The following is an 11,434-nucleotide window of genomic DNA, read 5'->3' on the forward strand; positions in this document are numbered from 1 at the left end:
AAGAGCGGGGTTTCCGCCAGTGCGGCCGCCCCGCGTGACAACAACAGAAACGGGGCGTACTTAATGGCAGACACGACGGCGGAATCCGGAGCCGGGCTTGACGGGATGCAGCCCGTAAAGCCGCTCGAAGCGGAGCTGCTGGTGGTCACCGGGATGTCCGGCGCCGGACGGAGTACAGCGGCTGACGCCCTCGAGGACCACGGCTGGTACGTCGTGGAGAATCTGCCGCCGCAGATGCTGGGGACGCTGGCCGAACTCGTCTCGCACGCCCCGCAGTCCATCCCGCGCCTGGCCGTGGTGATCGACGTCCGCAGCAAGGGCCTCTTCGCGGACATCCGCGCCGCCCTGGGAGCCCTCGCCGCCAGCGGCGTCACCTTCCGCGTGCTGTTCCTCGACGCCAGCGACAACGTCCTGGTCCGCCGCTTCGAGCAGGGGCGCCGGCCCCACCCGCTGCAGGGCGGCGGGCGCATCCTCGACGGCATCGCGGCGGAACGCGAGCTGCTCCAGGAACTGCGCGACAGCTCCGACGTCGTGCTGGACACCTCCGGCTACAACGTCCACGGCCTGGCCACGGCCATCACGGAACTGTTCAGCGAAACCGGCCCGGTGGCCCTCCGCCTGAACATCATGAGCTTCGGCTTCAAGTACGGCCTGCCCGTCGATTCCAACTACGTGGCCGACGTCCGGTTCATCCCCAACCCGCACTGGGTGCCGCAGCTGCGCCCGCACACCGGGCTGGACAAGGACGTCAGCGACTACGTCCTCGAGGCCGAGGGCGTCAAGAACTTCGTGGACCGCTACGTCATGGCCCTCGAGCCCGTCTTGGACGGCTACCGCCGGGAAAACAAGCACTACGCCACCATCGCCGTGGGCTGCACGGGCGGGAAGCACCGCTCCGTGGCCGTCGCCGTCGAACTTTCCAAGAAGCTGGCGCAATACCCGCGGGTCACGGTGACCACCACGCACCGGGATCTGGGCCGCGAATAATGGCGCTGTTCACCGGCGCACTGCCGTTGGTCCCGCCTGCCTCCGGGACATCGGCGGCGCAGCAGGACAAAGGCCCCAACGTGGTCGCCCTCGGCGGCGGGCACGGCCTGGCCGCCTCCCTTTCGGCGCTGCGCCTGCTCACCTCCCAGCTCACCGCCATCGTGACGGTAGCGGACGACGGCGGCTCTTCCGGGCGTCTGCGCGAGGAGTACGGCGTCCTCCCGCCCGGCGACCTGCGCATGGCACTGTCAGCCCTTTGCGACGATACCGACTGGGGACGCACCTGGCGCGACGTCATGCAGCACCGCTTCCGTCCCGGCAATGGCCCCGGCGGCTCCCTGGACGAGCACGCCATGGGGAACCTGCTCATCGTCACCCTCTGGGAACTGCTCGGCGACGCCGTCGCCGGCCTCAAGTGGGCCGGTGCCCTGCTCGGCGCGCGCGGCCAGGTGCTGCCCATGTCCACCGTGCCCCTGACCATCGAAGGGGATGTCCGGGTCACCGCACCCGACGGCGAATCCGTGCTGCAGACAATCCACGGGCAGGCACGGTGCGCCGTTGCAGGTTCCCTGGAGCAGGTGCGGCTCCTGCCGGAAGCCGCCCCGGCCTGCACCGAAGCACTCACGGCCATCGAACTCGCGGACTGGGTCATCCTGGGCCCGGGCTCCTGGTACACCTCCGTGCTCCCGCACCTGCTCCTGCCCGAAATGCGGCAGGCGCTGTGCCATACCCCAGCCAAACGCTGCCTCACCATGAACCTCGCCACGGACACCAAGGAAACGTCGGGCATGACGGCCGCCGACCACCTCCACGTGCTGCGCCGTTACGCTCCGGAATTCAGCGTGGACGTCGTCCTGGCGGATCCCGCCTCCGTTCCGGACCGGCAGGAGTTCGAGAAGGCAGCCGCGATGATCGGCGCCGAGGTGGTCTTGGGTAAAGTAGGGGCGTCGGTTCGCCGGCCCGTCCATGACCCCCTGCGTCTGGCGACGGCGTACCAGGACATTTTTGGGAACAGTTAGGAAGGTGCCATGGCACTGACAGCATCGGTCAAGGAAGAACTGTCCCGTCTGGACATCAAGAAGTCATCAGTGCGCAAGGCGGAAGTTTCCGCGATGCTCCGCTTCGCAGGCGGACTCCACATCATTTCCGGCCGGATCGTCATCGAGGCCGAAGTGGACCTCGCGTCCACCGCGCGGCGGCTGCGGTCGGCCATTGCCGAGGTCTACGGACACCAGAGCGAGATCATCGTAGTCTCGGCGGGCGGGCTGCGGCGCGCCAGCAGGTACGTGGTCCGGGTAGTGCGCGACGGCGAGGCGCTGGCCCGGCAGACCGGCCTCCTGGACGGCCGCGGCCGCCCCGTGCGCGGGTTGCCGTCCGCCGTCGTCAACGGTTCGGCAGCGGATGCGGAGGCCGTCTGGCGCGGCGCCTTCCTGGCCCACGGCTCACTCACCGAACCCGGCCGCTCCTCCTCCCTGGAGGTCACCTGCCCCGGCCCCGAATCAGCCCTGGCACTGGTGGGCGCCGCCCGCCGGCTGGACATCCAGGCCAAGGCGCGCGAAGTCAGGGGAGTGGACCGCGTTGTCATCCGCGACGGCGACACCATCGCCGCCCTTCTCACCCGCATGGGTGCCCACGACGCACTGATGGTCTGGGAGGAACGGCGGATGCGCAAGGAAGTCCGGGCCACCGCCAACCGCCTCGCCAACTTTGATGACGCCAACCTGCGCCGCTCGGCACAGGCGGCCGTCGCGGCGGGCGCGCGCGTGGACCGGGCCCTTGAGATCCTCGGCGACGACGTTCCCGAGCACCTGAAATACGCGGGCGAACTGCGCGTTGCCCACAAACAGGCCAGCCTGGACGAACTGGGGCGGCTGGCCGATCCCGTCATGACCAAGGACGCCATCGCAGGACGGATCCGCCGTCTCCTGGCGATGGCGGACAAGCGGGCCCTTGACCTTGGCATACCCGGAACCGAAGCCAATGTGACGCCCGAAATGCTCGACGAGTGAGCGCCCCATAGAATCAAAAATAATTCCGGGCGCCCGCCGTCCGGATGCACAATCCGAGAGTTACCACCCGGACCGAGTGTCCACGATATTGGAGGATTTTGTGACCGAGTACGTTTTGCCGGAACTCAGCTACGACTACGCCGCCCTCGAACCGCACATTTCCGCGCGGATCATGGAGCTGCACCACAGCAAGCACCACGCAGCCTACGTGGCAGGCGCCAACAACGCCCTGGCACAGCTGGCTGAAGCCCGCGAAAAGGGCGACTTCGCCAACATCAACCGGCTCTCCAAGGACCTCGCGTTCCACACCGGCGGCCACGTCAACCACTCCGTGTTCTGGAACAACCTCTCCCCGGACGGCGGCGACAAGCCCGAAGGTGAGCTGGCTGCAGCCATCGATGACGCCTTCGGCTCCTTCGACGCGTTCCGTGCACAGTTCTCCGCAGCTGCCCTGGGCCTGCAGGGTTCGGGCTGGGGCTTCCTGGCCTACGAGCCCATCGGTGGCAACCTGGTCATCGAGCAGCTGTACGACCAGCAGGGCAACGTGGCGCTGGGCACCACCCCGCTGCTGATGCTCGACATGTGGGAGCACGCCTTCTACCTGGACTACGTCAACGTCAAGGCTGACTACGTCAAGGCGTTCTGGAACATCGTCAACTGGGCCGACGTCGCCAAGCGGTTCGAGGCAGCACGCAGCAACGCCACGGGACTCATCACCGTACGGTAGTGAGCACCGCCACACGCGTGTGTAACAAACTTCACATTCGGACTTAAAGAGGCCGCGATGTGGACCGTCCGCCCCCGCACTTGCGGGGGCGGACCCAGTTAAACGTAAGATAGGTCACGGAAGGCGGTTAGCCTTCAGCAATGAGGCTGGTCGCCCTCCGTATGTAAATCATCTCTGCCCAATGGCGTGCGGGATCTGTTAGTTGGCTTGAACGCCCGCTCAACTAGTAGTGCTTCATAAAGCACCAAGGAGACTGAAAAAGTGACGACCCGTATTGGTATCAACGGCTTTGGCCGTATTGGCCGCAACTACTTCCGCGCAGCGCTTGCACAAGGCGCGGACCTGGAGATCGTTGCCGTCAACGACCTCACCAGCCCCGAGGCCCTGGCGCACCTGTTCAAGTACGACTCCGTCGGCGGCCGGCTGAAGGAAACCATCGAGGTCAAGGACGGCAACTTCGTCGTCAACGGCAACGTCATCAAGGTCCTGGCTGAGCGCGATCCCGCCAACCTGCCCTGGGGCGAGCTGGGCGTGGACATCGTCATCGAATCCACCGGCTTCTTCACCAAGGCCGCCGCTGCGCAGAAGCACATCGACGCCGGCGCCAAGAAGGTCCTCATCTCCGCCCCGGCGTCCGATGAAGACATCACCATCGTGATGGGCGTGAACCACAAGCTGTACGACAACGCCACGCACCACATCATTTCCAACGCATCCTGCACCACCAACTGCCTCGGCCCGCTGGCCAAGGTGGTCAACGACGAGTTCGGCATCGAACGCGGCCTCATGACAACCGTCCACGCCTACACCGCAGACCAGAACCTGCAGGACGGCCCGCACAACGACCTCCGCCGTGCACGCGCCGCCGCCATCAACATGGTTCCCACCTCCACCGGTGCAGCCAAGGCCATCGGACTCGTCCTGCCCGAGCTGAAGGGCAAGCTGGACGGCTACGCCATCCGCGTTCCCGTGCCCACCGGTTCGGCCACCGACCTCACCGTCACGGTCTCCCGCGAGACCACCGTCGAGGAAGTCAACGCCGCCCTCAAGCGCGCCGCGGAGTCCGAGGAACTGCAGGGCTTCCTGACCTACACCGATGAGCCGATCGTCTCCTCGGACATCGTCGGGGACCCGGCGTCGTCCATCTTTGACTCCGGCCTGACCAAGGTGATTGGCAACCAGGTCAAGGTTGTTTCCTGGTATGACAACGAATGGGGCTACTCAAACCGCCTCGTTGACCTTACGGAGCTTGTCGCATCCAAGCTGGGCTAGGGTTAGACACATGACATCTCACACCCTCAACGAACTCATCGCTGAAGGTGTCCGCGGGCGGTACATTCTGGTTCGAAGTGACCTGAATGTGCCGCTCGACGGCTCTACAGTCACTGACGACGGCCGCATCAAGGCCTCACTTCCAGTGCTGTCAAAGCTCACGGACGCCGGTGCCCGCGTGCTGGTAACAGCCCACCTCGGACGCCCCAAGGGCGCACCCGAAGACAAGTACTCCCTTCGCCCCGCAGCCACCCGGCTGGCGGAACTGGCGGACTTCAAGGTCACCCTCGCAGACGACACCGTGGGAGCCTCCGCCAAAGAGGCAGCAGCCGCGCTGCAGGACGGCGAGGTCCTCGTCCTGGAGAACGTCCGCTTCGACGCCCGCGAGACCAGCAAGGACGACGCCCAGCGCGGCGCCTTCGCTGACGAGCTGGTTGCGCTGACCGGCAACAACGGCGCCTACGTGGATGACGCCTTCGGTGCCGTGCACCGCAAGCACGCCAGCGTGTACGACGTCGCCACCCGGCTTCCGTCGTACCAGGGCGACCTGGTGCACACCGAGGTGGAGGTCCTGCGCAAGCTCACCGCCGATACGCAGCGTCCCTACGTCGTGGTGCTGGGCGGTTCCAAGGTCTCTGACAAGCTCGCGGTCATCGACAACCTGCTCGGCAAGGCGGACACCATCCTGGTGGGCGGCGGCATGCTGTTCACCTTCCTCGCCGCTGCCGGCCACAAGGTGGCTGGAAGCCTGCTCGAGGAAGACCAGATCCCCGTGGTCCAGGACTACCTTAAGCGCGCGGCCGATGCCGGCACCGAATTCGTGGTGCCCACTGACGTCGTGGTGGCGGAGAAGTTCGCGGCCGACGCTGCGTACGAAACCGTTGCTGCGGATGCCATTGAGGACAGCAGCTTCGGCGCGCAGGGCATCGGGCTCGACATCGGCCCGGACTCTGCCGCTGCCTTCGCCGACCGTATCAAGGGTGCCCGGACGGTCTTCTGGAACGGTCCCATGGGGGTCTTCGAGTTCGAAGCCTTCTCGGCCGGAACCCGCGCGATTGCCCAGGCCCTGACCGAAACCGAAGCGTTTACCGTGGTTGGCGGCGGGGACTCCGCGGCAGCCGTGCGGACGCTGGGTTTCGCCGATGAGCAGTTCGGGCACATCTCCACCGGCGGCGGAGCGAGCCTGGAATACCTCGAGGGCAAGGAACTCCCGGGACTCAGCGTCCTGGACCGGTAGAGCCTTCCGGTAAGGCCTTCCGGTAGTACTACCGGTCTGTCAATCCTTCGGCCGGCAGGTTGCCCGCGGCAGCCTGCCGGCCGAACACTTATCACAAACTTTTTTGGAGAATACGTGACTACGTCAACGAACGGCGCTTTCGACCGCAAGCCCTTCATCGCGGGCAACTGGAAGATGAACATGGACCACGTGCAGGGCATCACCCTCCTGCAGAAACTGGCCTGGACCCTTTCCGACGCAAAGCATGACTACAGCCGCGTCGAAGTTGCTGTCTTCCCCCCGTTCACCGATCTCCGCGGCGTCCAGACGCTCGTTCAGGGCGACGACCTTGACATCGCCTACGGCGGCCAGGACCTCTCCCAGTTCGACTCGGGCGCCTACACCGGTGACATCTCCGGCCAGTTCCTGAACAAGCTGGGGTGCGCGTACGTGCTGGTGGGACACAGCGAACGCCGCACCATCCATAACGAGTCCGACGACGTCCTCAACGCGAAGGTCAAAGCCGCCTTCAAGCACGGCGTCACTCCTGTCCTGTGCGTTGGCGAAGGGCTGGAAATCCGGCAGGCCGGCACGCACGTGAACCACACGCTGGAACAGCTGCGCGCCGGAGTTGCGGGCCTCACGAATGAGCAGGCAGCCGAGCTTGTAGTCGCCTACGAGCCGGTCTGGGCCATCGGAACCGGAGAAGTTGCGGGTCCGGGGGATGCACAGGAAATGTGCGCCGCCATCCGCGCCGAGCTGGAAACGCTTTTTGGCGCCGATGTCGCAGCGAAGACCCGCCTGCTCTACGGCGGCTCGGTCAAGGCCAACAACGCCGCCGCCATCCTGCAGGAGCGGGACGTGGACGGCCTGTTGGTGGGTGGCGCGAGCCTCGATCCTGCCGAGTTTGCTAATATTGTCAGGTTCGAGAGTCACCTGGTGACGGACTGATCCGTCCCGCCGCACATACTCCCGCAATTCCAACTTTCTGAAAGGCCGTCGTGGACGTTCTTCATGTCATTCTGCAGATCCTCCTGGGCATCACCAGCCTCCTGCTGACGCTGCTTATCCTCCTCCACAAGGGACGGGGCGGCGGAATGTCCGATATGTTCGGCGGTGGCATGAGTTCGGGCCTGAGCTCCTCCGGCGTGGCGGAGCGCAACCTGAACAGGTTCACGGTGGTCCTCGGTGTCACCTGGGGTGTGGTGATCATCGCCCTGGGCCTGATCATGCGGTTCAGCGGCGGGGACTCCTGATCCCCAACGTTTGAGGCTGCGATTCCCGCGGGTACTCCCACGGTACGGATCTGCCAACTAAACTGTGGCTGTCGGCTATTTCGACAGCCACAGTTTTGCTTTAACAATGGCGTCAAGGCAGGAGTTGCGGTGGTCCATCCAGCGTCAGGCTTCCGAGGTACCCGCGCGGGGGTAACGGCAGGAACAGGTTCAAGCCTTCAATCCACCGAGGACCACGGGAGCGCCCTGCCGCGGATCCAGGTGTCCTACTGGTGCGCGAAGGGGCACGAAACCCAGCCCGTCTTCCTCAAGCTTCCCGAGGACCAGATCCCTGCCGTGTGGGACTGCCGGCGGTGTGGCGCTCCGGCCTCCAGGGACGGCCAGGCGGCGGCAGCAGCTGCCGACGACATGGACGACGGTTTCAAGAGCCACCTTGAGTACGTTAAAGAACGGCGCTCCGGCCAGGACGCGGAAGACGTCCTGGCCGGAGCGCTCGAGAGGCTACGCGCCCGCGGCGTCCTTCCGGACGAGCTGCTGCGGGACACGTGAGGCTGCGTTTTCGTCGATGAGCCACAGGGTCCGGGAGGTTCCCCGCGGACCTGCAGCCGGTACCTGGACGGGGTTGGCACCCGCGAGGGCAAGGCCCACGGCGCCGGCTTTGTCCTCGCCCGCAACCACCATCCAGACCTCGGAGGCCGTATTGATGGCCGGGAGGGTGAGCGAGACCCGCAGCGGAGGCGGTTTGGGGGAGTTGCGGACCCCCACCACCGTGCGTTCCTTCTCCCTGATACCGCCCTGCTCCGGAAAGAGCGACGCCACATGCGCGTCGGGACCCACACCGAGCAGGACAACGTCCAGGCGCGGCAGGACGGAAGGTTCCTCGGGCCGGTCATCGGACATGTCCGCAGCATGCTCAGCGGCGGCAGCCTCCCGGAGGCGCCGGGCGTAATCGTCCGCAGCTTCTTCCGGGCTGCCGAACTCGTCCGAGGAGCCCGGCTGGAAGACCCGCTCAGGATCTACCGGGATGCGGGACAGCAGTGCGTCAAACGCCTGCTTTGTGTTCCGGTCAGGGTCCTGCGAGCCCACAAAGCGTTCGTCACCCCACCAGAAGTTGACCTTGGACCAGTCGACGGCGGGAGCGGCCGGAGAGTCTGCAACAGCCTTCAGCGTCCCAATGCCAACCGAGCCTCCGGTCAGCACCACAGTGGCCTCGCCGTACTTGTCCTGCACATCCACCAGTTTGGTGATGAGCCTGGCCGCGATGGCTGCCATGAGAACAGACGAATCAGGATGGATGCTTACTCTTGGCTCAACGCTCACTGGGACGGACGCTCCTTAGATTGGTACGTGGCAGTCCAATAGTAATCACTTCGCCGAAAACTTCGTCGGGGTCCAAACGGCGGAGTTCTTCGGCGAGGCAGTCGCGGAGGCTGCGGCGGGGAAGCGAGATCCGCTGGGCGGGCTGGCCCGGCTGGGTGAGTTCAGCGACGGACAGTCCCGGCCGGAAGAGCTGGACGTCCCCGCCGGGTCGGGTGAGCCGGACGCGGCGGATGCCGGTGCCGGCGGGGTCCGCGACGATTGTGACGGGTGCGTCCAGGGTCAGGGTGAGCCAGGCCGCCAGCAGGATGGTGGACGGGGAGTCCGAGGCTCCTTCGACGGCGACGGCGGTCACCGGGGAGGAGTCCACCTGGTCCAGGACGGCTGCGAGTTGGATGCGCCAGTTGGTCAGGCGGGTCCAGGCGAGGTCGGTGTCGCCGGCTTTGTAGGTGGACCGGATGTTCTCCAGTGCAGCCTGCGGGTCCGGTTCGTTCGCGGAGTCGGTAATCCGGCGGTGCGCAATCCGGCCGATGGAGGTGTCGCAGGCGCTTTCCGGGGCGCCGTGCGGCCACCAGGCCACGATCGGCGCGTCCGGGAGCAGCAGCGCGGCGACCAGCGACTCGGATTCGTGGGCGAGCTGGCCGTAGCCGCGCAGCACGATCACTTCCGAGGCGCCGGCGTCCCCGCCCACCCGGATCTGCGCGTCGAGCCGGTCCGGTGCGTTTTTGCCGGCGTCGGCCAGGACGATGATCCGGCAGGGGTGTTCCCGGCTGGCCTCGTTCGCGGCTTCGATCGCTTCTTCCTCAAGCCCGGACTTCGTGACCACCACCAGGGTCAGCACCCGGCCGAGGGCGATCACGCCGCCCTGCTCGCGCAGGGCCATGATCTTTTTGGACACATTCGAGGTGGTGGTGTCCGGCAGGTCAACAATCATGGCCTTCTCCAGGTTCGTCCGTCACGGGCCAGCAGTTCGTCCGCGCTGGCCGGGCCCCAGGAGCCCGGGGCGTAGGGTTCGGGCTGTTCATCCAGGGTGGCCCAGTAGTCCTCGAACGGGTCAAGGATTTTCCAGGACAGCTCCACTTCCTCATGCCGCGGGAACAGCGGCGGCTCACCGAGCAGCACGTCCAGGATCAACCGCTCATACGCCTCGGGGCTGGATTCGGTGAACGAGTGGCCGTAGCCGAAGTCCATCGTCACGTCACGGACTTCCATCTGCGTGCCAGGGACCTTGGACCCGAACCGGATCGTCACGCCCTCGTCGGGCTGGACCCGGATCACCACGGCGTTCTGCCCGAAGTCATCCTCCCCATGGTCACGGAACAACAGGTTCGGGGCGCGTTTGAACACCACCGCGATCTCCGTCACCCGCCTCCCCAGGCGCTTGCCGGCGCGCAGGTAGAACGGGACACCGGACCAGCGGCGGGTGTGGATGTCCACCCGGATCGCGGCGAACGTCTCGGTGGTGGAATCGGCCGGGATGCCCTCTTCCTCCAGGTAGCCCTGGACCTGTTCGCCGCCCTGCCAGCCGCCGGTGAACTGCCCCCGCGCAGAGTGCGTGGACAGGTCCTCCGGGAGCTTGACCGCGGCGAGGACCTTTTCCTTCTCCGCCCGCAAATCATCGGCGTTGAAGGAGATCGGCTCCTCCATCGCGGTCAGGGCCAACAACTGCAGCAGGTGGTTCTGGATCACGTCCCTCGCGGCGCCCACGCCGTCGTAATACCCGGCCCGGCCGCCGGTGCCGATGTCCTCGGCCATCGTGATCTGGACATGGTCCACGTAATTCGCGTTCCACAACGGCTCGAACAACTGGTTCGCGAACCGCAACGCCAGGATGTTCTGGACCGTTTCCTTACCCAGGTAATGATCGATCCGGAACACGGCATCCGGGGGGAACACCGACTCGACAATGTCGTTCAGCTGCCGGGCCGATTCCAGGTCGTGCCCGAACGGCTTCTCGATCACCACCCGCCGCCACTTCTCACCCTCGGCCTGCGCCAGGCCGTGCTTGGACAGCTGCCGGCAGACCTGCTCAAACGCCTTTGGCGGGATCGACAAATAAAACGCGTGGTTCCCGCGGGTCCCGCGGACATCGTCCAGTTCCTTGATCGTCTCGCCGAGCCGCTCAAACGCGCCGTCGTCGTCGAACTCGCCCTGGACAAAACGGATGCCCTCAGCCAGCTGGTTCCACACCGCCTCATCAAACGGTGTCCTGGCGTAGGACTGGACCGAGGACTTCACCTGGCCGGCGAAATCAGCGTCACTCCACTCCCGGCGCCCAAAACCCACCAACGCGAAACTCGGCGGCAACAACCCCCGGTTCGCCAGGTCATACACAGCCGGCATCAACTTCTTGCGCGCCAAATCACCGGTAACCCCAAAGAGCACCAACGACGACGGACCCGCAATCCGGTTCAAACGACGGTCACGCGGATCCCGGAGCGGATTGCGCCTGGACCTTGAAGGTGAGTCAGCGTATGTAAGCGACATTGTGGGTTCTAACTTTCAAAAGGCAGATGCGGTGGCCGTGTACTGCCCGCTGTGGTGGTTTTGTGCGGGCAGTACACGGTTCGGGGGGGGTGGGTTATGCGATGGCTTCGCGGAGTTCTTTTGCTGCCAGTGCGGGGTCGGCTGCGCCGTAGATTGCTCCGCCGGCGACGGCGACGTCGGCGCC

12 protein-coding genes are annotated in these 11,434 nt (G+C 65.7%); 9 read left to right on the forward strand and 3 right to left on the reverse strand.

The window, feature by feature from the left end; all coding sequences use genetic code 11:
- Positions 1–63 precede the first annotated feature (63 nt).
- The 9 genes from rapZ to DXK94_RS00795 all read left to right on the forward strand — a co-directional run bounded on the left by rapZ (position 64) and on the right by DXK94_RS00795 (position 7,995).
- Positions 64–987, forward strand: a complete 924-nt coding sequence (gene rapZ / locus DXK94_RS00755; RefSeq protein ID WP_079596037.1) for an RNase adapter RapZ — start codon at positions 64–66, stop codon at positions 985–987.
- The gene (gene yvcK, locus DXK94_RS00760) at positions 987–2,006 is read left to right on the forward strand and encodes a uridine diphosphate-N-acetylglucosamine-binding protein YvcK (protein WP_115523406.1); all 1,020 of its coding nucleotides are present in this window, start codon (positions 987–989) and stop codon (positions 2,004–2,006) included. Before rapZ ends, yvcK begins: the two co-directional genes overlap by 1 nt.
- 9 nt (positions 2,007–2,015) lie before the next feature.
- Positions 2,016–2,996 (forward strand): DNA-binding protein WhiA, encoded by a 981-nt coding sequence (gene whiA, locus DXK94_RS00765; protein WP_115523407.1) that lies wholly within the window; start codon positions 2,016–2,018, stop codon positions 2,994–2,996.
- A 100-nt stretch (positions 2,997–3,096) separates the two neighbouring features.
- Positions 3,097–3,723 carry a superoxide dismutase gene (locus tag DXK94_RS00770; RefSeq protein WP_115523408.1) on the forward strand — a complete coding sequence of 209 codons (627 nt, stop codon included), beginning with the start codon at positions 3,097–3,099 and terminating at the stop codon, positions 3,721–3,723.
- A gap of 261 nt (positions 3,724–3,984) precedes the next feature.
- A complete protein-coding gene (gap, locus tag DXK94_RS00775; RefSeq protein ID WP_115523409.1) occupies positions 3,985–4,995 on the forward strand; it encodes a type I glyceraldehyde-3-phosphate dehydrogenase in 1,011 nt (336 codons plus the stop codon).
- 10 nt (positions 4,996–5,005) lie between these two features.
- Positions 5,006–6,232: a phosphoglycerate kinase gene (locus DXK94_RS00780; protein WP_115523410.1), complete on the forward strand. Its 1,227-nt coding sequence runs from the start codon at positions 5,006–5,008 to the stop codon at positions 6,230–6,232.
- A gap of 114 nt (positions 6,233–6,346) precedes the next feature.
- Positions 6,347–7,162, forward strand: a complete 816-nt coding sequence (gene tpiA / locus DXK94_RS00785; RefSeq protein WP_115523411.1) for a triose-phosphate isomerase — start codon at positions 6,347–6,349, stop codon at positions 7,160–7,162.
- Positions 7,163–7,212: 50 nt separating this feature from the next.
- Positions 7,213–7,467, forward strand: a complete 255-nt coding sequence (secG, locus tag DXK94_RS00790; protein ID WP_115523412.1) for a preprotein translocase subunit SecG — start codon at positions 7,213–7,215, stop codon at positions 7,465–7,467.
- A 129-nt stretch (positions 7,468–7,596) separates the two neighbouring features.
- Positions 7,597–7,995 carry an RNA polymerase-binding protein RbpA gene (locus DXK94_RS00795; RefSeq protein ID WP_115523413.1) on the forward strand — a complete coding sequence of 133 codons (399 nt, stop codon included), beginning with the start codon at positions 7,597–7,599 and terminating at the stop codon, positions 7,993–7,995.
- On the opposite strand, the gene pgl is transcribed toward DXK94_RS00795, so the two are convergent.
- From pgl to zwf, 3 genes are read right to left on the reverse strand one after another with little or no spacing between them, the layout of a single operon-like run.
- Positions 7,948–8,766 carry a 6-phosphogluconolactonase gene (gene pgl, locus DXK94_RS00800; RefSeq protein ID WP_115523414.1) on the reverse strand — a complete coding sequence of 273 codons (819 nt, stop codon included), beginning with the start codon at positions 8,764–8,766 and terminating at the stop codon, positions 7,948–7,950. The two genes, DXK94_RS00795 and pgl, sit on opposite strands and share 48 nt — an antisense overlap.
- The gene (locus DXK94_RS00805; protein WP_115523415.1) at positions 8,756–9,697 is read right to left on the reverse strand and encodes a glucose-6-phosphate dehydrogenase assembly protein OpcA; all 942 of its coding nucleotides are present in this window, start codon (positions 9,695–9,697) and stop codon (positions 8,756–8,758) included. Before DXK94_RS00805 ends, pgl begins: the two co-directional genes overlap by 11 nt.
- A complete protein-coding gene (gene zwf, locus DXK94_RS00810; protein WP_115523416.1) occupies positions 9,694–11,250 on the reverse strand; it encodes a glucose-6-phosphate dehydrogenase in 1,557 nt (518 codons plus the stop codon). The genes DXK94_RS00805 and zwf overlap by 4 nt, the downstream gene beginning before the upstream one ends.
- Positions 11,251–11,434 lie beyond the last annotated feature (184 nt).

It is taken from the genome of Arthrobacter sp. RT-1 (assembly GCF_003367205.1).
Taxonomy (GTDB): domain Bacteria; phylum Actinomycetota; class Actinomycetes; order Actinomycetales; family Micrococcaceae; genus Arthrobacter.